Consider the following 22,240-nt stretch of genomic DNA (forward strand, 5'->3'; position numbering starts at 1 on the left):
GGCGCGCGCTTCGCCTTTACCCGCAGCCCTCATATCGCGATTTCCGGCACGCCGGCATTGGTCAGGAGCTGATAGAGTTCAGCCACTTTGTTGCGCGCACCGCGTTGCTGGCAGAAGGCGAAGATCGCGCGCTGCTTCGCCCGCGAGAGGGCGACAAAAAACGCGGCGACGCCTTCTGGATCGCCCGGAGTGTGAGCCCACCATGCCTTGTCGTCGAGACCGACGAAGATAATGGTGTCGTATTCCAGCCCCTTGCTCTTATGGACGGTCATCATCGGGACCTGATCGACCCCCTCGAATGCGTCGAGGCAGGTCGTCCAGTTTGCCGCGCCATCGGCGCAGGCGAAGAAGTGGATGCAGAAAGCATCTAGGATGATCTGGAGTTGGTCGCCAACGCCATATTCGGCGTAGGTTCGAGCGATCGCATCGAGATCGAGATAGTCAAAAACCCGTGTGGCGAAGTCGAGGGCGCTTTGCCGCGACGGGGCGGTGGCCGCCATGTCGGTGCGAAGCGCGGCGAGGAATGCGGTGAGGTCCGCCTCGACCTTTGCCGCGCGCGCGTAATCGTCTGGCCCGGTAGCGCGCAGCGCCAGGACAGACGCCGAGACCAACTGCCATGCGGCCGGCGCGCGTCGCGTCGCGCCCAGGCGAAAGATCGCGATCGCGACCCGGCTTAGCTCGTCGGACAGCAAATCCTGGAGCGAGGTTTTGCCAAGGATATGGCTCTCGTTACGGATCCGAAGACCTTGAGCGGCGAAGGATCCGGCGAATTCGTACTCATAATCATCGGATCTCTGCTTCACGAGCAGTGCGTAGTCGCGCGGCGCCCGGCCGCGGGTGGCCATGTCGTTGGCGATCCATTGCGCCAGGTGGGCGGCTTCCGCCGCCTTGGTCTGGCTGGACCAGACCTGAGCCACGTCGCCATCGACCTGACGCGCGGTCTGGGCGAGCGTTTGAGCGGTGTTCGGATCTAGGGCTCGCGCGACGACATGCTGGATGGCGACCAGGTCGGGCGAAGAGCGGAAGTTGAAGAGGAGGGGAAAACGGGCTCCCCCGAAATCCGCCTGCAGCCGCTGAAAGGCGTCCTGGCGGGCGCCGGCGAAGACCATGATCCGCTGCTTGTCGTCACCGACGCCGGTGATGATGGTCTGCCCGCCAGAGAACGCCGAATGCAGGAAGTCGTATTGCGCGTAGGTCGTGTCCTGGAATTCATCGACGAACACGAAGGGGTAGGTAGCGACAAGCGCCCGGCGGATGTGGGGATTGGCGCGGACTAGAAGCTCGGCGAGGCGGTTGAGCCCCACGAAGGTAAGGGCGGACGGCTGCCCTGGCCGGAGTTGCGTCGCCCACCAGCGGGCGATGGCGAATTCGGCGGCGTTCTGGCGCGCGATAGGCACCATCGGCAGGCGGTAGCTACCGACGATCTTGGATTCAAAATCGCTCGCGCTGTAGCCGGCGATTTCGGCCTGCCATTGCGGCGGTGCATTGAGCCGAGCGAGGGTGAGGAAGCCTTCGACCGCCTTGGGTTTGGGAAAGGCGATTTCGTAGGGCCGGGTCGGGCGCCAGTCGGCGGGGATGGCGTTGAGAAAACGGTCGACCAGGCTCTTGGTGAAAGCGTCGAAGGTGACGGAGACGAACCGGTTGGCGAACTCTGGCGGGCATCGCTTTCGGACGCGCGAGGCGAGGTTGTTGGCCGCATCGCCTTTGAACGAAATCGCCAGCACGCGGTGCGGTGGCCGGCATAGGCCCGTCTCGAGCAGATAGTCGGCGCGCTGGGCCAGGAATTCGGTCTTGCCAGCGCCGGGTCCTGCGACCACGCACGCCGACCCGGCGTGGCGCAGGGCATTCCATGCCGCCGGTTCAAGATCGTCGATGCCACTGGGGCGCCAGTCCTCTGGCCGAACAGGGCGCATGGTCAGACGCCTGCGGGCGGCGGCGGCGGTGTCAGGCGCGCAACAATCGAAGTCAGGAGCGCACGCAACTCTTCGGGCGCGCCCGCCGCAAGCGCGGCCGGGTCTTGCGCGCTCAACACCCGGACATGGGTGCTAGGCTTGCCGCGCCCTAGGAACAGATAGCGATACCAGCGCATCAAGGCGTCGTGGTTCGCACCGTAAAGGTGAGGCAGGCCGTCGTCGCCCAGAACCGACGTGCGAGGCTCGCCGGCGGGCGACGGCCCTTGGCGGCCCGGTTCGATGACCTGATAGGCGAGAGGAAAGGCCGACAGCATGGAATAGTCGAGATCGAGGGGCGTACAGAAGAAGACGTTGAACTGGCGCAGCCGATTCATCCAGTTGGTGATGTGTGCAGTGTCGGTGATCGGCAGAGCGTCGAAAGCCGCCAGGTTCGCTGCCGGACCGAGCGGCTCGAGCTGCTGCTGGAAGATGGCTTCAGGCGTGACATTGTTCGCAAGCAGTTGCGTACAGGCTGTCTTAATACGTCCCCATCCGCCTCCGGAACGGCCCCAGTCGAGGTCCAGCAAGGTGGCGTAGGGAATGTCGAGGTCGGTCAACAGTCGCCAGAGGTGGTTCACATGGCGGCCGCCCAGCGGAACGACCGCGACGAAGGATCGGTCGATGTCGAGACCCATCGCCTCGGCGAGACGCGGAAGAACGACCTCTTCGGATGAGCCTTCCCCCAGCACGACGAAGCGGGCGAAGTAGAGTTCGGGGTAGGTGCGAACGGCCTCGCGGATGAATTTCGATGCGTCTTCCTCGCCAACGGGGAGGTTGATCGGACGGATGCGGGCCGTGCGATCGTGCGGATTGAGCCGTAAGTGCCTCACCTGGGTCGGGTCCACCCGGGCGAGGATGCTGGGAGAATGGCTGGAGACAACAGCCTGCGCCTGCGGCGACTTCGTCAGGTCCTGGATCTGCCGAACGATGCGGGAGAGATAGAAGGGGGCGAGATTGTTCTCGGGCTCTTCGATCGCGATGAGGGTGAGCGCAGGCAGCGGTACGCCGCCGGCTTGGAACCCGGCGCCAGCAGGATCGGCCACGATCCCGGCTTCAATGTCCAGTGTCGCTGCGGTCATGGCCAGATGGAAGAGTGACCTCTGGCCGTCGCTTAGGTCATCGAGGGCCCGCTCCCGTCCCGCCTCGTCGGGGCGGAAGACCACCTCGACCTTGCGGATGAAATGCTCGAAACGCAGGTCGAGCGGGCGGAAGACCGCCGTCGTGTCGGTCCCGGCGGTGTAGACTTCCCGCCACCGCCGCGTCACCGCTGCGGCAATAACTTCGACGGCCGGCTCCCCGGCGAAAGCGCCGTTCAAGGTGGCGCCTGCGTTTGTGAACGTGTCGCGGACACCCTGCGACCAGTTGATGGCGCGCCACAGCCGGCCGCGCAGAAAGGCCGTCACTTGGGAGGCGCCGTCCCGCGTCGCCGGCACGTAGATCATTTGGATCCGTGCCCGGTCGGTCGCTTTCAACTCGGTGCAATCGGCGTCGGTGAGTGGCCCGAAGGTCCTGACTGCCCAGTATTTCTGTTCAATGGCGCCATCGAGCGAGCCGTCATCGGTCCAGGTCGCTTCGAGGCGCAGGCGGCATTTCAGCTTGCCCGCCTCTTCAGCGGCCATCTGGTGGAAGAATTCTGGAATCGCCGCGCCGCCATCGCCGTAGCCGTCGCCGTCCAGTTCCGGAAAGGCGATGATCGCCTCCAGCACGAAGTTCCGCTGAAGCGGCGCGACGAGCTCGGTGGAAGGGACATGGAAATCCTGGCGCCGTAGGCGTCGCTGATCGCCTGTCACGCCGAACAGGCGCTGCAGGGCCTGCATCAGGGCGGTCTTGCCCGCCCCGTTGACGCCGACAAAGGTGGTCAGGCCGGAGGTTAGATCGACGCTTGTCGCTGCAGGTCCGAAGCAGCGGAAATTCGTTAGACTGAGCCGTTCAATAAACATCGCTACTCGACCTCTCCCTCAGTTATGGAGCCAGCGTCAATTTTCCCTTGATCGGCAGCTTGGCCCTCTCGTGAATTCGTCGCTTATACTTTATCGGTCAGTACAAGGCGTGCTGAAGCTTGAAAAAACGAGCGGCGACCCGGCGCTGCTTTTGTCAGGCGTTTGGTGCGGCCGCTGACGGCTTCGAAAATAGCGCGTGGCGAAGTTCGATCTGTGATCCGGTTTGACGGGTGTGCCGTGTGCGGAAGCGCTCAATCGCTTCAATCGCGGCAAGCGGTGTGGGTCCCTCAGCGAGCGCGAGCGGGACATGGCCGCCGATGGCGTCGGCAATCCGTGAATTGGCGAAGGACACGTCGCCATCGAGCACGTAACCGAGCATGCACCCCACAGGCAGCTGCTCCGCATATTGCTCGGTGAGAAAGCGCATCATGCCCTGCGTGACGTACACGGTCGCTAAGGAGCTACGGCTTCCGCCGTTGATCACGTTGAGCCGCTTGCACTCATAGGCCAGGTATCGCTGTCGATCCCAGTCGAAGAGCACGGCGATGTCGATGATGCCCTTGCTGAATTTCGACCCGTCGGCCGCGAGGCCGAATGGCTCGAACTGATATTCGACCCAATGGCACAACCGACGCACCACGACGTCCTTGGCCAGGCGATCGACGAGATTGATGGTGATATCATCCTCCCCTGGCTGATCGGGAAGAACAGCCATGCACGCTGGCCACGCGGCCGCGATCCTCTCCAGGAAGCGATCGTCAAACGATACGAAGTTTTCGACCCATCCCTGCACATCACCGATCAGCATCAATCCGCGCCCCGCTGTTGGGGTAGGGCGGCTGCTTGCTGGAGATCGAGCGCTATACCATCGGCATCGGCGAGCGCGGTGGAGCGGAGCCAGAAGCGCATCTGCAAAGGCTTAATGAGGTAAAGGCAGTCACCAACGAAAACGCGCAGGTCCGGCATGAGCTGGAAATTGCCGTCGAGTGGCCGGTGGATGTGAGCTGCTAGTTGCTCCAGTACTTCGCCGAGCTCACCGGCCGCATCCTCGGCGTAGTCTTCATGGCCGCCCAGGTGCAGACGAAGTATCGCCAGGTCAGCGCCGCGCGCGACGAGGCGCGCATCGATCTTTTTGCCTTTGAACCAGTCTGCGAGGCTAGCTGCCAATGTGTGGGCGTATTGCGCCCGTTGCTGTTCGTCCGGTGCGCTCCACATTTTCGGGAAGTGGCCTTCATGGGGTTGAAGCGCAGGCAGGATCGCCTCGACGGTATCGTCGATCAGCACGACTTCATCGGGCGACAGGCAGAAGTATTGGTACGCTAGCTGGTCGATTGTCCGCAGGATCTCGCCGTCGTCGACTTGCATCGAGAACGGCTCGTTGGAGCGTTCGCGTGCGTCGTCCACAATCGCAATCAGCTTAAGGGCGGCTTGCGCGGCTGCGGCTGGATCGGGGACATCGTCGGGCGATGGAAACGGCAAATGCAGCAGGTCGGCCTGCTGGACTTCGGGTCGATCCGAGCCGAACGAAGCGGTGCCATGAAAGGCGTACCAGACCGCCACGCGACTATTAAGTATCGCGGTCAGGAGTTTCGCACGGTCGCTCTGGCCGTCCGGCACCACGATTGCTTGGAAGATATGCTGAAAGGTCAGCGGCTGATCGCAATAGGCGGCCCGAAGACGATTCTGCGACGTCTCGACCCCGCGCGGAATAAGGATGCGCGAGCCATCGAACCCGGCCTCGAATCCCCTACGACGAACCGTCGATGATGCGGCCGGCAGCAGGCCATCCACGGTCTGAGCTAGGCGTGAGTAGGCTGCAATGGGTAGGTCCGGCAGTCGACCGACGTACATGCTTTCGAGTGGAGGTGCATCGCTATTGCTGTCTTCATTGAAGGGCTGATAGCCCTGTCCGATGACCCATCGATTGCCCGGCTCTTCGCGGCGACGGCTCAGGCCGCCGAAGTCGTTGACGAAGGCCTCTAGCTTGGGAAGCCTTGCGAGATAGCCAAAGAGCTTGGCATCCGGCTCGCGCATCCAAAGGCGCTGCTTGAAGATGAGCGGGTTATCGAGGACCGCGCCCACCCCAAGCGCGGCCTTGTCCGCACTGCTCAGCGTGATGACGCGCTTGATGCGCAGATTAAGGTCTGCCTTTGGCGCCCAGTAGTCGAAGCGATACGGGAAATTATCCGGATTCGGCCTGCCGTATATGATCAGAGCCGCGGGACGATGGGCTTTTTCGAAGAGCTGGAACCGAAGGTCAGCGAAGTTGATTACGCGGCGGACCTGGGATTTTCGGAAGAACGCATCACGGGCTTCAACCGTGTTTTGGGCGTGGTTGTGAAGAAACCCCATCGCCGGCAGCAGGAACGCGATGAGTCCGCCGTCGGAGAGATGTGAGAGGGCCTTCCAACTGAATGCCCAAGCGTCCTCGCCACCGGGCATGGGATGCCCTGTCTTCTTGCTCCACTGCACGGAAGGGCGTGCCGGGCCGCGGCGGCTGGTCCACGGCGGATTGCCGATGATGACATCATACCGGGCGCCGTCTGGCGACACTTCGAAAAAGTCGCGGCAGACAAGGGTCTTTCCCCAAAGTTCCGGCAGGAGCTTTCCCCGGGTAATGAGCTTGCGGATGTCGCGTGGTGACACCTCCTCGAGCAAGGCGACGTAGAGCGAAAACACGGCGACCCGAACGGCGCCGCCATTCAGATCCCAGCCATGGATTTGGCTCAGCAAGGACAGCAGCGTCTTCCAGGAAATCGTCTGCGTCTTGTGCTTGGCGCGCCAATGTTCGCAGAGCCGCTGGAAAGAGCGGACGAGGAAAACGCCTGAACCGCAGGCGGGGTCGAGGAAGTTTCCTGTCGTCCTTGTCGCATCTGGCAACATCTCCCAGGCTTGGGAAACGACCGTGTCGGCAAGGAACATGGGCGTGTAGTAGGCGCCGTTGGCGCGCCGTTCGGCCTCGCGTTCACCAAGAAAACGATCGTAGACGGCGCTTACGAGCTCGATCGGGATATAACGGAAGTCGTAGCCCCAGAACCGCTGTTGTCCAGAATGCGCCATTTCTTCGCGGCCTGACCGGAACCGCGCCAAGATCGTCAGATGGGCGGGCGTGACCTCGGGTGTCTCGCCCAGGAGCTCGAATGAGCACGGCGCGACGAACAGATCGCCATTGAAATCCGCATGGAGGGTTTGAAAGAAGGACCGGAAGAGATTGACGTCGCCCGTTTCCAGCAGCGCGGAAAAGCTCTCCGCGCGCTTCTCGGAGACGGCCGCAAAGTAGGCGGGCGTTACGATCTCCCGGTCTTCAAGGTAGGCGATAAACATCGCCTGTATCAGCAGGGCTTGCGCCGCCTCGGGAGCGAGCGCGGCCTTCTGCAGGAGGTCGTGAGACGCATTGAGATTGTCGAGCAGGACCTGATCAATGCGTTCTTTCGGGGGGAAATACTCTCCGTAGTCCTTCCAAAGACGTCCGGATTCCGCGCCGTAGATGAGGTTCTGAAATCTAAGAGCTTCGGTCGTCAGGCTGAGGCTGTCGATGAGGCAGAGACGCTCAAAAGCTTCGCCGGGATCGCTCAGCGGAGTACGAGCGAGCGAAAACGCTCTGAGCGTGTCGTCGGCGATGACCAGCAACAGGCTGGCCAAGCCTTGATTCCAGAGCGCGCCGTGAAGGTCGATAATCGCGGCAGGGTCGTAGTGATCGACTTCCAGGATTGCGACAGTTGGTACGCCTTGGACGCAAAAGATCGCCGATACGCCCATTTCAGTGAGGGCGGCTCGGATAGCCTGTGCATGCGGCACGTCGCTGACGGCCTCGGCGGACTCGTAGAGTTCAGGCGAGCGCCGATGTGTGAGCCCCAAGCGGTCTCTCCACTCCGGCGCCAATGCGGATGCCAGGGCGGTGGTCATGCTCGTTTGCTGGGCCGGTCGGGCTGCTTGCCCAGCGAGGTTGGCGGAAACTGCAGATGGCCCTGCATTTGATCGACTTCCGTCGCCGTAAGCGCCGTCCGCAGACGCGCTATGATCGGCGCGCACGGTACACAAAGGGTGGAAGCGACCGGCGACTGGCCATGGGCGAGACTTGCATCGACTATACGGCAGCTGTCGGCTTCAATCAGGGCGACGCAATTTTCGAGTGAGATCCAGGACCTCCCCCCACACGCCTTGAAGAGCTGGTCGAAACGGTCGCCCAACGTTCCCACGCGTACGCCGAAGTCCCGGACAAGTTCGGCAACTATCGCCATGGCAACGACGTCCCCTGGCGCAAAGCTAGGGGCATGCCCTTTATGTAGAGCCAGCGCGGGAATGGCGCTCCGCCACGCGCGAAAAGCGTCCACCGAAATGGCAAGAAGTTCACGAATCTGGCTCTGAGTATACCGCATTAGGGCAAGTTAGTGTGGAACGGCACCCCGATCAACAAGGGGTGAACCCCGCCTTCGCTCGTCGCATGTTTCATTCCTTGTAACTGGCTCACGCGCCTACGGCTGCGGGCTGAGGCTATGTTCTGGTCTGGGCCAACGTCGGCAATTGGCTCACACCGGTCTCCGGATGGGCGGCGAATAAAGGTAACTGACTTTGCCTAGACCCGTGCTGAGACCTGTCTAGACTGGTCTCCTCGAGCCCGCTCAATCGAAGCTTCCCACGCGTGCAACGATCATCTGTTTGAGTGTGGTGGTAGCCGTCATGAAGCGGCTGAATGGATTCAGCAGCTTCGCGAGTCCCTACGCCAACGGGTAACAAGCCCGCATTGGCCTGAGATAGCAAAAGGCTGTTCGGGGTCTCGTGGAATCCGACTTCTATCTGTAGGAGGGCAGAGAGATGGGGCGCGCGGGGCGGACCAAACCGACCTGGGCCCTAGTTTAAGTGACTAGTCGGATATTTGATGGCCGTAACCTATTGTAATTGTTTGGATCGCAAACCCGTGTTCGTTAACGCAGGCTTAAGGCCGCTGGGACGACACAATCGGGGCTTACCCAAGGACCGGCGATGACGCATTTTATCTCCCGCACCGCGCTGTTGACCCTGGCCGCTTTCGCGACCAGCGCCGGCGCCGTAACGCCGACCTATCCGATCCGGGCTCCGGCTCCGGCCAAACCGACGGCGCCGGCGGTCCAGCCGGCCCCGGTCGAGACCGACGAGAACGGCGATCCGATCCCCGCCGGCCGCGCCGCGCCGGCGGCGCCGTCCGGGGCCGGTCCGGCGACGCCCGGCCCGGCCGTCGGCCCGGTGGAAACCCGCGACCTGCCGCCGCCGACCCCGCGCGCGCCGTCGCCCGAGCCCGTCACCCCGTCCGCGCCGCCGCCGGTCATCCGCACCGAGCGCGCCCGGCCGACGCCGCCGCCGGTTCCGGCCACCGTCACCAAGGTCATCACCCTCGCCCCCGGCAAGGTCGTCGACATCGACGGCCGGCCCAAGACCTATACGGTCAAGGAAGGGCAGGGGCTCGACGCCGTCGCCCGCGCCATGGGCTCGACCCGCGCCGAGCTGGCCAAGATCAATGGCCTCAAGGAACCCTACAAGCTGAAGCCGGGCCAGGTGCTCAAGGGGCCGCCCAGCCGCGCCAAGGCCTATGTCGTCGCGCCGGGCGACACCCTGTTCGCCATCGCCAGGCGTTTCAACGTCAAGGCCGCCGATCTGGCCGATGAGAACGACCTGACGGTCAATTCGGCGATCCGGCCGGGCCGCAAGCTGCGCCTGCCGGCCGGCTACAAGGACAGCGGGCCGATCAAGAAGACGGTGACCGTCGAGGCGCCGGCGCCGGCGCCGGAGCCAAGCCGTCCTGAACCGCAGCCCGAGCCGGTTCGTCCCGAACCGGTACGCCCGACCCCCGTGCGGCCGACGCCGACACCCACGCCCGAACCGACGCCCGAGCCTGTTCGTCCGACGCCGGTGAAGCCCGCGCCGGTGCGCCCGACCCCCACGCCGGTGACCCCGACGCCGACCCCGACCCCGACCCCGGTGCGTCCGACGCCCCGTCCGGTCACGCCGCCGGTCACGACGCCGATGCCGCCCAAGCCGCTGCCGCCCGCGCCGCAGGTGGTGCCGGATGACCGCGCGCCGGCCCTGACCGATGAGCAGATCACGGCCCTTGGCCGTGGCCGCTTCGTCTGGCCGGTCAACGGCGACATCATTTCGGCCTACGGCCCCAAGGGCGGCGGCCAGCGCAACGACGGCCTCAACATCGGCGCCCCGGCGGGGTCGCCCGTCCGCGCCGCGGCGGCCGGCAAGGTGGTCTACTCGGGCGGCGACGTGCCGGGCTTCGGCGTGACCGTGCTGATCCAGCACGACGACGGCTGGGTCACGGTCTATGGCCACCTGGCGCGCGCCGACGTCCGGATGCAGCAGCAGGTCCAGGCCGGCGAACAGATCGGCCAGGTCGGCACGACGGGCGGCGTGAGCCAGCCGCAGCTGCACTTCGAGATTCGCTATTCGCCCTCGGCCCGCTTCAAGGCCAAGGCGATCGATCCGGGCCTGGTCCTGCCGCGCGGGCGGTAGGACTCAGTCCCGGCCCCAGCGCCAGCGGAAGCCGCCGCGGGTCCTGGCGACCACGATCACGACCAGCGCCACGATGGCCAGGACGCCGACGCTCGCGCGCAGGCGCCAGTCCACGCTGTCGAGCAGATACGGGCCGCCGATCATGATGGCCGCGAACACCGCCAGCACGGCCCAGCCTTCCCAGCTGCAGGGCAGGCCGACGCCGAAGCCGTAGCGTTTGGGATTGAACCAGGGTTTGCCCATCGGGACCTCCTCGCGGTCAGCCGGGCAGGCTTACGCCCAGTTCGCCGGCCAGGTCACGGATGAACTGCCAGGCGATGCGGCCCGAGCGCGAGCCGCGCAGCTGCGCCCAGCGCAGGGCACGGCCCTGCAGGTCCGGCGTGTTCAGCCCGAAGCGCGCGGCATAGGTCTTCACCGCCTCGAGGTAGCCGGGCTGGTCCATGGGCGGGAAGCCGATCCACAGCCCGAAGCGATCGGAGACGCTGACCTCTTCCTCGGCGTCCTCGGCGGCGGCGATCATGCCACGGCCCTCGGCGTGGTCGCGCGGCATCAGGTGGCGGCGGTTGGAGGTGGCCACGAACAGCACGTTTTCCGGCGGGCCGGCGACGCCGCCCTCGAGCGCCGACTTGAGCGCCTTGGCCGCGGCGGCGCCGTCCTCGAACGACAGGTCGTCGCACAGCACCACGAACCGCTCGGTCCGGCCGCGAAGCCGGTCGAACAGCGGCGGCAGGGCGGCGACCTCGTCGCGATCGACCTCGATCAGCTTGAGCGCCGGATGGGTGTCGGCCACGGCCATGAAGGCGGCCTTGGCCAGCGAGCTCTTGCCCGTCCCGCGGACGCCCCACAGCAGGGCGTGGTTGGCGGGCAGATGGCAGGCGAACCGGCGCAGATTTTCGACGAAGCGGGCCTTCTGTCCGTCCACCCCGATCAGCAGGTCGAGGGGCAGGGGATAGTCCGGCGCCGGGAGAAAGGCCTCGCCCGCCGGATCATGGCGGAACAGGCGCGCGGCCGTGAAATCGGGTTCCGGCGGCGCCGGCGGCGCCATCCGTTCAAGCGCCTCGGCGATCCGCGTCAGCACGGCCTGTGTCTTCTCGTCCATACCCCGCCCTTACCGGGACCGCCGCGCATTGCAAAGCGGGGGGGGAGCCCTTAGTTTCCGCCGACCTTTGGCGCGCCCTGCTGGCTGCGCCGATCCTCGAGACTTCCGGAGACCACATGCCTGCCGGCGATTCCACCAACATGCTGATGCAGTTCGGCCCGCTTCTGCTTCTGCCGATCCTGTTCTACTTCATGATTCTGCGCCCTCAGCAGAAGCGCGCGAAGGAGCACCAGGACATGCTCACCGCGCTGAAGCGCGGCGACAATGTCGTGCTGAACAGCGGCCTGATCGGCAAGGTCGTCCGCGTCGAGGACAAGGAAGTCGGCCTCGAAGTCGCCCAGGGCGTCACCGTCAAGGTCGTCAAGGCGATGATCGCCGAAGTGCGCGGCAAGGGCGAACCCGCCGTCGCCAACGACACCAAGTCCTGATCACAGCGCCAAGGCCTGTCCTGTCATGATGCAGCTCTCGCGCTGGAAGTTTGTCGTCGTCACCGCGGCGGTTCTCTTCGGCCTGCTCTTCACCCTTCCCAACCTGCTGCCCGCCAGTGTGCGGGAGTCGATGCCGGGATTCCTGCCGAAGAAGACGCTGAACCTGGGTCTCGACCTTCAGGGCGGCTCCTATCTGCTGCTGGAAGTCGACACCAAGGCGTTGCGGAAGGAAAAGGCGACCAACCTCCTCGAGGATGTCCGCAAGTCGTTGCGCGATGAGCAGATCCTGTTCTCGGACCTGGTCCTGACGCCGACCGGCGTGACGGTGCGCATCACCGACCCGTCGCTGGTCACCAAGGCGTTCAACAAGCTGTCACGCCTCAACCAGCTGACCAAGTCGGGCAAGCAGGAGCTGCGCATGTCGCGCGGCGACGACCAGCGCATCAGCCTGGTCTTCTCCGAGGCGGCGCTGGCGGAAGAGGGCTCGAGCGCGGTCGACCAGTCGATCGAGATCATCCGTCGCCGCGTCGACGAACTGGGCACGCGTGAACCGGCCATCACCCGTCAGGGCGCCAACCGTATCGTCCTGCAGGCGCCGGGCGAGAGCGATCCCGAGAAGCTGAAGTCGGTCATCGGCCAGACGGCCAAGCTGACCTTCCAGATGGTCGACACCAGCGTGTCGCTGCAGGAAGCCCAGGCCGGCCGTCTTCCGCCGGGCTCGGTGATCCTGCCCAGCACCGACAACTACGCGCCGGCCTATGTCGTTCGCCGCCGCGTCGACGTGTCGGGCGACATGCTGACCAACGCCCAGCAGGTCAATGATCCGCAGACCGGCGAGGTGGAGGTCTCCTTCCGCTTCAACGGCCAGGGGGCCAAGCGTTTCGCCGACGTGACCAGCAAGAACATCGGCAAGCCGTTCGCCATCGTGCTCGACGGCAAGGTCATCTCGGCGCCGAACATCCGCAGCGCCATCACCGGCGGCAGCGGCGTCATCCAGGGCAACTACACCGTAGAATCGGCCAACGAACTGGCCATCCTGCTGCGCGCCGGCGCCCTGCCGGCGCCGCTGAAGGTGGAAGAGCAGCGCACGGTCGGCGCCGAACTGGGCGCGGACGCCGTCAAGGCCGGCATGACCTCCACCATCGTGGGCTTCGTCACCATCCTGGTCTTCATGCTGCTGACCTACGGCTTCCTGTTCGGGGGCATCTCGGTGATCGCCCTGATCATCAACGGCCTGCTGATCATCGCCGCGATGAGCGCCACCCAGGCGACCCTGACCCTTCCCGGCGTCGCGGGCCTGATCCTGACCCTGGCCGTGGCCGTCGACGCCAACGTGCTGATCTACGAGCGGATGCGCGACGAACTGCGGGCGGGGAGGCCCCTGGTGACCGCCATGGACGCGGGCTTCTCGCGGGCCATGGAGACGATCATCGACGCCAACCTGACGACCCTGCTGGCGGCGCTGATCATGTTCTTCTTCGGCGCGGGCCCGGTTCGCGGCTTCGCCTGGACGCTGTCGATCGGCGTCTTCACCTCCGTGTTCACGGCGGTCGTGGTGACCCAGCTTCTGCTCGCCCTTTGGTTCAAATACGCGCGTCCCAAGACGCTGCCGATCGCTTGAGGTGCGTGCGATGACTTTCTGGCCTCTGATCAAAGTCCTGCCGGTGAAGACGAACTTCCGGTTCGTCGACTTCGCCAAGTACGCCGGCGCCCTGTCCGTCGTGGCGACCCTCGCTTCGCTGGCGCTCGTCCTGCTGCCGTTCAAGGGACCCTGCGGGGGCCTGACCTGCGGCATCGACTTCCGCGGCGGCACGGTGCTGGAGTTCACCACCTATCCCAAGGCGGTCGATCTGGCCGTGGTGCGTGAAGCCGTCAGCAACAAGGGCCTCGGCGACGTCGGCGTTCAGGCCTTCGGTGAAGGCGCCAAGGCCGGCGTGATGGTCCGATTCCAGAATCCGGAGGGCAAGGACGCCAACGCGGTGAAGTCGGACGTGCGCCAGGCCATCCAGAAGGCTCTGGGGACGGTGAAGTTCACCAACGACGCCACCGTCGGCGCCAAGGTTTCGGGCGAGCTGTTCACCAGCGGCATCCTGGCCCTGCTCGTCGCGATCGGCCTGATGCTGGTCTACATCTGGTTCCGCTTCGAGCTGCAGTTCGGCCTGGGCGCGGTCGTGGCCCTGTTCCACGACGTGATCCTGACCTTCGGCCTGATCGCCCTCACCAAGATGGAATTCAGCCTGACGACCATCGCCGCGATCCTGACCATCATCGGCTACTCGATGAACGACACGGTGGTGGTGTTCGACCGCCTTCGCGAGAACCTGCGCAAGTACAAGAAGATGCCCCTGCGCGAGGTCATCGACCTGTCGATCAACGAGACCCTGTCCCGGACCGTCATCACCGGCGCCACGGCGATCATGGCGCTGGCCGGTCTCGCCATCTTCGGCGGCGAGGCGCTGTTCGGCTTCTCGGTCATCATGATGTTCGGCATCACGCTGGGCACCTATTCGTCGATCTACGTCGCCGCGCCCGTGATCCTGCTGTGGGGCGTCAAGCGTGGCGGCGAGGAAGAGGCGACGCCGATCAAGTTCGGCGCGGCCTCCCGCCCCTGAGGCCCGGGATGCGCCAGCCGCCTTCGGTGGACGCCTGGGGCGGCGGCGGTTTCCGCGTGGCCGGCGAATGGCGCCCGGGATCGCTGCTGATCCTCGACGATGTCGCCCGGTCCTGGTCGCCGGCCAGTCTGGCCGCCCTGACGCCGGACGATTTCGCCGGGGTGCTCGCCAATCGTGACGCGGTGGAGTTCGTGCTGCTCGGCACGGGGCTGGTTCCCGGCCTGCCGTCGCGGGAAATCCGCGACCTGCTCAAGGCCGCCGGCGTCGGCCTGGAATTCATGGCCACCGAGGCCGCGGCCCGCACCTACAACGTCGTCGCGTCCGAGGGGCGCCGCGTCGCCGCCGCCCTCATCGCGGTGTGATCGGCAAACTGTTTACCAGCCCAGGCGAAGCGGCCTATAGCTGAGCGTCAGGGTAGGACTTTATCTGAGGGGCAATTCGATGATCGCCGGACTTCTTTCCAACTTCCGCAACACCGTGATCCTGAGCGTCGTGCTCGCGCTGGTCATGATCTTCGCCTACACGCAGGGCCATGGCGGCTTCGACGCCACCATCCTCGAGGCGGTGTTCCGCTGGATGCACACCTTCTTCGGCATCCTGTGGATCGGGCTGCTGTACTACTTCAACTTCGTCCAGATCCGCGTGATGCCGGCCATTCCCGCCGAGCTGAAGCCTGCCGTGTCCAAGCACATCGCGCCGGAGGCCCTGTTCTGGTTCCGCTGGTCGGCGCTGGCGACCTGGGTCATGGGCGTGGCCCTTGCCGGCTCCAAGCACGTTCTGATCCCGGCCTACACGCTGGGCGCGTCGGAAGGCTTCGCCAACAAGAGCAACATCCTGCTGGGCATCGGCATGTGGCTGGCCACGATCATGTTCCTCAATGTCTGGGTGTTCATCTGGCCGAACCAGAAGATCGCCCTCGGCATCGTGGAAGGCGACGCGGACGCCAAGGCCAAGGCCGGCAAGACGGCGATGCTGTTCTCGCGGACCAACCTGCTGCTCAGCATCCCGATGCTGACGGCCATGACGATGACGCAGACGATCGGCGCCTTCTAGGCTTGCGACACCACCACTGAGGGGAGGGGCTCGCCGCATGGCGGGCCCCTCTTCGTTTGAGAACCATGGACGAAGATCTCGATACCCTCGTACAGCGGGTCGCCCCGGATCGCTGGCTGTCCAGCCGCTTCGTGGCGGACCCGGCCGCGCGCGCCGACCTGGTCGCGCTCTACGCCCTCGACCATGAGCTGACGCGTATCCCGCAGATCGTCACCGACCCGCTGATGGGCGAGATCCGCATGACCTGGTGGCGGGAGGGTCTGGAAGAAATCGCGGACGGCAGGCCGCCGCGGTCTCACCCCGTGCTGAAGGCCGTCGCCGCCGGCGCCTTGCCGGCGACGGCCCTGGCGGCCCTCGCCGAGGCGAGGCTGGGCGACCTCGACGGGCCGAAGACGGGCAAGGCGGCCCTGGCCCATGCCGACGCCACCGAAGGCCTGCTGATGGCCCTGGCGGCCCGGCGGCTGTCATCCGCCGCCACCGCCGACCAGGTCAAACAGGCCGCCCGCGCGGTCGCCCTGGCCCGCGCCGACGGTCCCGCGGCCCTGTCGGCCCTCAAGGCGTCCGCGGTCGAGCTGGCGCGCCTGCCGGTGGCTGCCTTTCCCGCCGTGGCTCACGGGGCGCTGGTTGGACGCTACGCGCGCGGCGGCGCCCCGGGCGAGCTGGAGAAGCGGCTGCGGCTGTTCTTCGCCGTGCTGCGCGGCCGGATCGCCTGACGGACGCCCGCCGGTCTTGACGCCGGGTGAACTGGCGCGACGCGCCCGGTTCGGCATACTGGCGGGCAACGACACAAGAAACAGGGGAGACGACCATATGGCCCGTGACACCGCGGAAGGATTCACCGACGACCGCTTCGCCGGCGTGCGCGCCGCCTTCGAGGCCAACCTGGCGAGCGGGGCCGACCTCGGCGCCTCGTTCTGCGCCACGCTGGACGGCGAGACTGTCGTCGATATCTGGGGCGGCTGGGCCGACGCCGGGAAGACCCGCCCCTGGGAGCGGGACACCATCGTCAACGTCTATTCGACGACCAAGACCATGACCGCGCTGACCGCGCTGCTGCTGGCCGACCGCGGCGAACTCGACTTCGACGCGCCGGTCGCCCGCTACTGGCCGGAGTTCGCCGCCAACGGCAAGGCCGACATCACCGTCAGCCAGTTGATGAGCCACTCCGCCGGTCTGTCGGGCTGGACCGAGCCGGTTGAGGGCGACATCCTCTATGACTGGGAGCGGGCCACGGCCCTGCTGGCCGCCCAGGCCCCGCTGTGGGAACCGGGCACGGCGCCCGGCTATCACGCGGTGACCCAGGGCTATCTGGTCGGGGAGGTGGTCCGCCGCATCGCCGGCAAGTCGCTGGGCACGGTGTTCCGCGAGGAGTTCGCCGAGCCGCTGGGCGCGGACTTCCACATCGGCCTGCCGGCGTCCGAGGACGGCCGCGTCGCCGACCTGATCCCGCCGCCGCCGAACGACGCGTCGATCGGCGAGGGAGCCAGCGTCTACCGGACGGACAACCCGCCGATCAATGTCGCCTCGACCCGCACGCGTGAATGGCGCGGCGCGGAGATTCCGGCCGCCGGCGGGACGGGCAACGCCCGCTCGGTGGCGCAGATCCACGCCATCCTCGCCAACGGCGGCGTGGCGCAGGGCAAGCGCTTCCTGTCCGAGGCCGGCTGCCGCAAGGCGCTCGAACTGCAGATCGAGGGCAAGGACCTCGTGCTCGGCATGCCGGTCCGCTACGGCATGGGTTTCGGCCTCGGCGGCGCGACCCTGCCGCTGCCCAGCCCCAACACCATCTTCTGGGGCGGCTATGGCGGCTCGCTGGCGATCATCGACATGGATGCGCACACGACCTTCGCCTACGCCATGAATCGGATGGCCGGCACGACCACGGGCGACATGCGCGCCTTCGGCCTGGCCATGGCCATGTGGCAGGGTCTCGGCCTGATCCCGGCCTGATCCTTCCCGCAACGAACAAGGGGGACGCCGCGACGCGGCGTCCCCCTTTTTTGTGGTCCCGGACCTGAAGGCTACTGGGCGGCGGTGTGGGCGTTCAGCCAGCCCAGCACTTCCTCATGCCACTGCACCGAGTTCTGCGGCTTGAGCACCCAGTGGTTCTCTTCCGGGAAGTAGAGCAGCTTGCTGTCGACGCCCCGGCGCTGCAGGGCGGTGAAGGTCGCAAGGCCCTCTTCCAGCGGCACGCGGTAGTCGCGGCCGCCGTGGACCACCAGCATCGGCACGGTCCAGTTGGCCACGTGGTCAGCCGGGTTGAACTGGCTGTAGGTCGTGCCGGGCGACCAGGGCGTGCCGCCGTTCTCCCACTCGCTGAACCACAGTTCCTCGGTCGAATAAGCCATGAAGCGCGAGTCGAAGATGCCGTCGTGATTGACCAGGCACTTCCACGGCTCCTTCCAGTTGCCGGCGATCCAGTTGATCATGAAGCCGCCGTAGGAGCCGCCGAGCGCGCAGGCGCGGCCGCCGTCGAGGAAGCTGTAGGACTTGAGCGCATAGTCCCAGCCCTTCTGCAGGTCTTCCAGCGGGCGGTCGCCCCAGTGCTGGCTGATCGCGTCGGTGAAGCCCTGGCCGTAGCCCGTCGAGCCGTGGAAATCGATCATCACCACCGCATAGCCCGCGCCGGCGTAGGTCTGGGCGTTCCAGCGGTAGTGGAACAGGTTGCCGAAACTGCCCTGCGGCCCGCCGTGGATCAGGAAGGCGACCGGGTACTTCTTGCTCGGATCGAAGCCGACCGGCTTGACCAGATAGCCGTGCACCGTCTCGCCGTTCCAGCCGGGGAAGCTGAACTGCTCGTACTGGCCGAATTCGACGCCGGCCAGCTTGTCGGCGTTGGCGTTGGTCAGTGCGACCGGCTTCGAGCCCGGCTTGAAGCCGATGCTGTACAGCTGGGCCGGCGCGGCCAGATTGTCCTGGACGTAGACGATGCCCTTCGGGCCGACGTCGAACCCGGTGACGTGGCCCTCGCCGGTCAGGGGCGTGACCTTGCCGCTCTTCACATCGATGGCGAACAGGCGCGTCTGACCGACGTCCTCGGCCGTGGTGTAGAGGGTCTTGCCGTCCGGCGACCAGGCCAGCGACTCCGCCGAGCGATCCCAGTCGGCCGCCAGCTCGCGGTCCTTGCCGGTGACTTCGTCATGGATGACGATCTGCCAGCGGTCGGCCTCGAAGCCCGGCCGCTTCATGGCGCGGTAGGCGACCAGCTTGCCGTCGGGCGAATAGACCACGCCGCTGTCCCAGGCCTTGTTGGCCTCGGTGTAGTTGGTCAGCCGGCCCGAGCCGTCGGCGGGGGCGCCGTAGATGTCGAAGTTCGTGCTCCAGGGCTCGGTCTTGCCGGCCAGGCGCGCCGAAAACACGACCTCCTTGCCGTCGGCCGAGAAGGTGAATTCGCTCTCGTCGCCGAACGGCTTGGACGGCGCGTCGCCGTCGAAGCCGTGCATGACCGCGACGGGGTGGTCGGCGGTGACGCCCTTCTCGTCAAAGGTCAGCACGAACAGCTGGTTGCGCGTGCCGTCGGCCCATTCGTCCCAGTGGCGCACGAACAGCCGGTCATGGACCACGCCCGTGGTCTTCTTCGCGGCCCGCGCGGCCAGGCGGTCGGCCGTGCACTGCAGCGTCTCGCAGTCGGGGAACACGGCCATGGTGACCAGCAGCTTCTTGCCGTCGGGCGAGGTCTTGAACGCCCCCACGTCGAACGGCAGCTTGGTCACCTGGCTGGCGCCCGGCGCGTCGACGTCGGCGCGCCAGACCTGCGAGGAGCCGCCGCGGCTGGACAGGAAATAGATGCTGTGGCCGTCGGCCCCCCATCGGGCGCTGGACACGCCGCCGCCGTCCGAGGCGTCGAGCCGGCGGGGTGAGCCGGTGCGGCAGGTCTGGCAGATCAGCCACAGCTCGCTCCTGGCCTTGTTGGCGTCGTAGTCGACGACCCGGCGGGCGTAGAGGATGAATCGGCCGTCCGGCGAGACGCGCGGATCGCTCAGGCGGTCAAGCGTGACCATGTCCTTCGCGGTGAACGGCCGCGCGTCGGCGGCGGAGCTGATCGACAGCGCCAGCAGGCTGGCGGCGAACAGGCGAGCGATGATCTTCATTCAGGCGTTTCCCGGCGGATCGTTGCGCAATTGGGCCGGCACCCTAAGGGTGTCGTGCCGAACGCGCCAGTCATCGGGGCAGTCTTTTCCGCCGCGGGCGGACGGTCAGGCTGTCGGCCCGGCCTCGCCCGTCAGCCAGGCTTCGAGGTCCGCCATGGCCCGTTCGCTCATCATCCGCTTCTTGGCCCGGCCGCGGTCCTGCGGCTGCAGCTTGCGGCCTTCGCCGTCGTGGCGCGGCGCCTCCATCGGCGGCAGCAGGCCGTAGTTGATGTTCATCGGCTGGAAGGTCGCCTTGGGGCCTTCCATGAAGCCGCCGGTGATATGGGTCGCCAGCGCGCCCAGCGCCGTGGTCGCCGGCGGCAGGGTGATGGGGACGCCCAGCCGCTCGGCGGCCGCGAGACGACCGGTCAGCAGGCCGAGCGCGGCGCTCTCGACATAGCCCTCGACGCCGGTGACCTGGCCGGCGAAGCGCAGCCGGGTGTCGGCCTTCAGGCGCAGCTTCTCGTCGAGCAGCCGCGGGCTGTTGAGGAAGGTGTTGCGGTGCAGGCCGCCGAGGCGCGCGAACTGGGCGTTCTCCAGTCCCGGGATCATGCGGAAGATGTCGGTCTGGGCGCCGTGCTTCAGCTTGGTCTGGAAGCCGACCATGTTCCACAGCGTGCCCAGGGCGTTGTCCTGGCGCAGCTGCACGATGGCCCAGGGCTTGACCGTCGGGTTGTGGGCGTTGGTCAGGCCGACCGGCTTCATCGGACCGTGGCGCAGGGTCTCGCGGCCGCGCTCGGTCATCACCTCGATCGGCAGGCAGCCGTCGAAATAGGGCACATTCTCCCAGTCCTTGAACTCGGACTTGGGCCCAGCCAGCAGGGCGTCGATGAAGGCGTTGTACTGGTCCTTGTCCATCGGACAGTTGATGTAGGCGGCCGCGTCGCCGCCCGGGCCTTCCTTGTCGTAGCGCGACTGGCGCCAGGCCTTGGACATGTCGATCGAGTCGAGGTGCACGATCGGCGCGATCGCGTCGAAGAAGCTCAGGCTGTCCTCGCCGGTCAGCGACAGGATCGCCTCGGCCAGCGGCGGGGAGGTGAGGGGGCCGGTGGCGATGATCACGCTGTCCCAGTCGGCCGGCGGCAGGCCGGTGACTTCCTCGCGCACGATGGTCACCATCGGATGCGCCTCGAGCCGGGCCGTGACGTCGGCCGAGAATCCGTCGCGGTCCACGGCGAGGGCTCCGCCCGCCGGCACCTGGTGCCTGTCGCCGCTCGACAGGATGATCGAGCCGCAGCGGCGCATCTCGGCGTGCAGCAGGCCGACGGCGTTGTACTGCCAGTCGTCCGAGCGGAAGGAGTTGGAGCAGACCAGCTCGGCCAGGCCGTCGGTCTGGTGGGCGTCGGTGCCGCGCACCGGGCGCATTTCGTGCAGCACGGCGGGAACGCCGGCCTCGGCCAGTTGCCAGGCCGCTTCGGAACCGGCGAGGCCGCCGCCGATCACATGAACAGGTTTCATCGTCATGGGCGGACACATAGGGCCAGCCGCGTTCGCGTGAAAGCGGCAGATGCTGGCGTCGCGCGGAGAGTTGTGATGGTCTCGTCGATCACGGTTCTTCGGGAGGGCGGATCATGGCTCGGATTGATATCGGAAAGACGGCGTTCGCCGGATTTGGGCTGGTCGCGCGCCGGCCAGTGGCGGTGGCGGGCTGGGCGTTGTTCATCCTGGTGGTCGGCATCCTGCCGGTCGCCGCGGTCATCGCGGCGATGGGGCCGGCGTTCGCCGACCTGGTGGCGCTGGGCAAGGCGGGCGGGGAGCCCACCTCCGACCAGATGATGCCTCTGATCACCACCTGGTACACGGCCAACCCGATCCTGTGGGTGCTGAGCCTGTTGATGCGGGTGATGCTCGCCGGCGCGGTATTCCGCGCGGTCCTCGAGCCGAAAAACAGCGGCTGGGCCTACCTGCGGCTCGGCATGGGCGAGGTGATGCTGGGCCTGGTGGTCATCTGCATGGGCATCCTGCTCGGCATCGGCGCGATGCTGTGGGTCGGCGTCAGCGCCGGCGTCGGCATCGCCCTCTGGCAGGCCTCGCACGCCGCGACGATCGGCTTCTGCATCGTTTCCGGCCTGGCGCTGGTCGTGGTCATGATCTGGCTGTCGCTGCGCTTCAGCCTCGCCGCGCCGATGAGCTTCGCCGAGCGCAACTTCCGTCTGTTCGAGTCCTGGACCCTGACCCGCGGCAATGCGGTCAACCTGCTGCTCGTGGCCATCGTCATGGTGTTGATCATCATGGTGCTCGAGGTCGTCGTCGGGGCGCTGGCGTTCGCCATCCTGTTCGCGGCGGGGGGCGCGGCCGGGCTGCATAACCTCGACCAGCAGACCATCGAGGCCTTCTTCCGCCAGCCGCCGCGGGCGCTGCTGCTGCAGTTGGGGCCGTGGCTGCTGGGCGCCGGCGTCCTCGCCAGCCTGATCGGCGCGGCCGCCACGGCGATCGTCACCGCGCCCTGGGCCGAGGCCTACCGTCAGCTGCGCGGCGCGGACGATGTGACCGCCTGACGGGCGTCGCGCGCGTTCCGGCCCGCGGGCCCGCAA

18 protein-coding genes are annotated in these 22,240 nt (G+C 66.4%); 10 read left to right on the forward strand and 8 right to left on the reverse strand.

The window, feature by feature from the left end:
* Nucleotides 1–29: 29 nt before the first annotated feature.
* The 4 genes from AC1RN0_RS04960 to AC1RN0_RS04975 all read right to left on the reverse strand — a co-directional run bounded on the left by AC1RN0_RS04960 (nt 30) and on the right by AC1RN0_RS04975 (nt 7,798).
* Entirely contained in the window at nt 30–1,913 is a 1,884-nt protein-coding gene (locus AC1RN0_RS04960) for a UvrD-helicase domain-containing protein (protein ID WP_492786318.1), read from the reverse strand.
* Nucleotides 1,914–1,915: 2 nt separating this feature from the next.
* Nucleotides 1,916–3,892 (reverse strand): ATP-dependent nuclease, encoded by a 1,977-nt coding sequence (locus AC1RN0_RS04965; RefSeq protein WP_492786319.1) that lies wholly within the window; start codon nt 3,890–3,892, stop codon nt 1,916–1,918.
* A 154-nt stretch (nt 3,893–4,046) separates the two neighbouring features.
* Nucleotides 4,047–4,700 (reverse strand): hypothetical protein, encoded by a 654-nt coding sequence (locus AC1RN0_RS04970; RefSeq protein ID WP_492786320.1) that lies wholly within the window; start codon nt 4,698–4,700, stop codon nt 4,047–4,049.
* On the reverse strand, nt 4,700–7,798 hold the full coding sequence (locus tag AC1RN0_RS04975; protein ID WP_492786321.1) for an HsdM family class I SAM-dependent methyltransferase: 3,099 nt from the start codon (nt 7,796–7,798) through the stop codon (nt 4,700–4,702). Before AC1RN0_RS04975 ends, AC1RN0_RS04970 begins: the two co-directional genes overlap by 1 nt.
* A gap of 56 nt (nt 7,799–7,854) precedes the next feature.
* On the opposite strand from AC1RN0_RS04975, the gene AC1RN0_RS04980 reads away from it, so the two are divergent.
* Nucleotides 7,855–8,028, forward strand: coding sequence for a hypothetical protein (locus tag AC1RN0_RS04980; protein WP_492786322.1), 174 nt, complete (start codon nt 7,855–7,857; stop codon nt 8,026–8,028).
* A gap of 847 nt (nt 8,029–8,875) precedes the next feature.
* Nucleotides 8,876–10,384 (forward strand): peptidoglycan DD-metalloendopeptidase family protein, encoded by a 1,509-nt coding sequence (locus tag AC1RN0_RS04985; protein WP_492786323.1) that lies wholly within the window; start codon nt 8,876–8,878, stop codon nt 10,382–10,384.
* 3 nt (nt 10,385–10,387) lie between these two features.
* Here AC1RN0_RS04985 and AC1RN0_RS04990 read toward each other — a convergent pair whose 3' ends face one another.
* Nucleotides 10,388–10,627 carry a hypothetical protein gene (locus AC1RN0_RS04990; RefSeq protein WP_492786324.1) on the reverse strand — a complete coding sequence of 80 codons (240 nt, stop codon included), beginning with the start codon at nt 10,625–10,627 and terminating at the stop codon, nt 10,388–10,390.
* A gap of 16 nt (nt 10,628–10,643) precedes the next feature.
* Complete coding sequence (locus AC1RN0_RS04995; RefSeq protein ID WP_492786325.1) at nt 10,644–11,483, reverse strand: ATP-binding protein; 840 nt, start codon at nt 11,481–11,483, stop codon at nt 10,644–10,646.
* A 116-nt stretch (nt 11,484–11,599) separates the two neighbouring features.
* Here AC1RN0_RS04995 and yajC point away from each other — a divergent pair, with 116 nt between their 5' ends.
* From yajC to AC1RN0_RS05030, 7 genes are all read left to right on the forward strand, one after another.
* A complete protein-coding gene (gene yajC, locus AC1RN0_RS05000; RefSeq protein WP_492786326.1) occupies nt 11,600–11,911 on the forward strand; it encodes a preprotein translocase subunit YajC in 312 nt (103 codons plus the stop codon).
* Nucleotides 11,912–11,936: 25 nt separating this feature from the next.
* On the forward strand, nt 11,937–13,532 hold the full coding sequence (secD, locus tag AC1RN0_RS05005) for a protein translocase subunit SecD (protein WP_492786327.1): 1,596 nt from the start codon (nt 11,937–11,939) through the stop codon (nt 13,530–13,532).
* A gap of 10 nt (nt 13,533–13,542) precedes the next feature.
* Nucleotides 13,543–14,523 carry a protein translocase subunit SecF gene (secF, locus tag AC1RN0_RS05010; RefSeq protein ID WP_492786328.1) on the forward strand — a complete coding sequence of 327 codons (981 nt, stop codon included), beginning with the start codon at nt 13,543–13,545 and terminating at the stop codon, nt 14,521–14,523.
* 8 nt (nt 14,524–14,531) lie between these two features.
* Nucleotides 14,532–14,885: an Mth938-like domain-containing protein gene (locus AC1RN0_RS05015; RefSeq protein WP_492786329.1), complete on the forward strand. Its 354-nt coding sequence runs from the start codon at nt 14,532–14,534 to the stop codon at nt 14,883–14,885.
* Nucleotides 14,886–14,967: 82 nt separating this feature from the next.
* Nucleotides 14,968–15,576: a urate hydroxylase PuuD gene (locus tag AC1RN0_RS05020; protein ID WP_492786421.1), complete on the forward strand. Its 609-nt coding sequence runs from the start codon at nt 14,968–14,970 to the stop codon at nt 15,574–15,576.
* A gap of 65 nt (nt 15,577–15,641) precedes the next feature.
* Nucleotides 15,642–16,289, forward strand: a complete 648-nt coding sequence (locus AC1RN0_RS05025) for a squalene/phytoene synthase family protein (RefSeq protein ID WP_492786330.1) — start codon at nt 15,642–15,644, stop codon at nt 16,287–16,289.
* Nucleotides 16,290–16,386: 97 nt separating this feature from the next.
* A complete protein-coding gene (locus tag AC1RN0_RS05030; protein ID WP_492786331.1) occupies nt 16,387–17,526 on the forward strand; it encodes a serine hydrolase domain-containing protein in 1,140 nt (379 codons plus the stop codon).
* 71 nt (nt 17,527–17,597) lie between these two features.
* Here the strand turns inward: AC1RN0_RS05030 and AC1RN0_RS05035 are convergent, their stop codons facing one another.
* Entirely contained in the window at nt 17,598–19,667 is a 2,070-nt protein-coding gene (locus AC1RN0_RS05035) for a S9 family peptidase (protein WP_492786332.1), read from the reverse strand.
* 105 nt (nt 19,668–19,772) lie between these two features.
* On the reverse strand, nt 19,773–21,182 hold the full coding sequence (gene trmFO, locus AC1RN0_RS05040; protein ID WP_492786333.1) for a methylenetetrahydrofolate--tRNA-(uracil(54)-C(5))-methyltransferase (FADH(2)-oxidizing) TrmFO: 1,410 nt from the start codon (nt 21,180–21,182) through the stop codon (nt 19,773–19,775).
* A 95-nt stretch (nt 21,183–21,277) separates the two neighbouring features.
* On the opposite strand from trmFO, the gene AC1RN0_RS05045 reads away from it, so the two are divergent.
* Nucleotides 21,278–22,204, forward strand: a complete 927-nt coding sequence (locus tag AC1RN0_RS05045; RefSeq protein WP_492786334.1) for a hypothetical protein — start codon at nt 21,278–21,280, stop codon at nt 22,202–22,204.
* Nucleotides 22,205–22,240: the final 36 nt, after the last annotated feature.

This window comes from Caulobacter sp. GW821-FHT12F03 (assembly GCF_058806855.1).

What these genes read in the sequence shown, in the direction of transcription:
- AC1RN0_RS04975 (WP_492786321.1), bottom strand. Translation starts at nt 7,798, where the DNA reads ATGACCACCGCCCTGGCATCCGCATTGGCGCCGGAGTGGAGAGACCGC.
- yajC (WP_492786326.1), top strand. Translation starts at nt 11,600, where the DNA reads ATGCCTGCCGGCGATTCCACCAACATGCTGATGCAGTTCGGCCCGCTT.
- trmFO (WP_492786333.1), bottom strand. Translation starts at nt 21,182, where the DNA reads ATGTGTCCGCCCATGACGATGAAACCTGTTCATGTGATCGGCGGCGGC.
- secF (WP_492786328.1), top strand. Translation starts at nt 13,543, where the DNA reads ATGACTTTCTGGCCTCTGATCAAAGTCCTGCCGGTGAAGACGAACTTC.
- AC1RN0_RS04960 (WP_492786318.1), bottom strand. Translation starts at nt 1,913, where the DNA reads ATGCGCCCTGTTCGGCCAGAGGACTGGCGCCCCAGTGGCATCGACGAT.
- AC1RN0_RS04985 (WP_492786323.1), top strand. Translation starts at nt 8,876, where the DNA reads ATGACGCATTTTATCTCCCGCACCGCGCTGTTGACCCTGGCCGCTTTC.
- AC1RN0_RS04970 (WP_492786320.1), bottom strand. Translation starts at nt 4,700, where the DNA reads ATGCTGATCGGTGATGTGCAGGGATGGGTCGAAAACTTCGTATCGTTT.
- AC1RN0_RS05045 (WP_492786334.1), top strand. Translation starts at nt 21,278, where the DNA reads ATGGCTCGGATTGATATCGGAAAGACGGCGTTCGCCGGATTTGGGCTG.
- AC1RN0_RS04965 (WP_492786319.1), bottom strand. Translation starts at nt 3,892, where the DNA reads ATGTTTATTGAACGGCTCAGTCTAACGAATTTCCGCTGCTTCGGACCT.
- AC1RN0_RS05030 (WP_492786331.1), top strand. Translation starts at nt 16,387, where the DNA reads ATGGCCCGTGACACCGCGGAAGGATTCACCGACGACCGCTTCGCCGGC.
- AC1RN0_RS05015 (WP_492786329.1), top strand. Translation starts at nt 14,532, where the DNA reads ATGCGCCAGCCGCCTTCGGTGGACGCCTGGGGCGGCGGCGGTTTCCGC.
- AC1RN0_RS04995 (WP_492786325.1), bottom strand. Translation starts at nt 11,483, where the DNA reads ATGGACGAGAAGACACAGGCCGTGCTGACGCGGATCGCCGAGGCGCTT.
- AC1RN0_RS04990 (WP_492786324.1), bottom strand. Translation starts at nt 10,627, where the DNA reads ATGGGCAAACCCTGGTTCAATCCCAAACGCTACGGCTTCGGCGTCGGC.
- AC1RN0_RS04980 (WP_492786322.1), top strand. Translation starts at nt 7,855, where the DNA reads ATGGCCCTGCATTTGATCGACTTCCGTCGCCGTAAGCGCCGTCCGCAG.
- secD (WP_492786327.1), top strand. Translation starts at nt 11,937, where the DNA reads ATGATGCAGCTCTCGCGCTGGAAGTTTGTCGTCGTCACCGCGGCGGTT.
- AC1RN0_RS05025 (WP_492786330.1), top strand. Translation starts at nt 15,642, where the DNA reads ATGGACGAAGATCTCGATACCCTCGTACAGCGGGTCGCCCCGGATCGC.
- AC1RN0_RS05035 (WP_492786332.1), bottom strand. Translation starts at nt 19,667, where the DNA reads ATGAAGATCATCGCTCGCCTGTTCGCCGCCAGCCTGCTGGCGCTGTCG.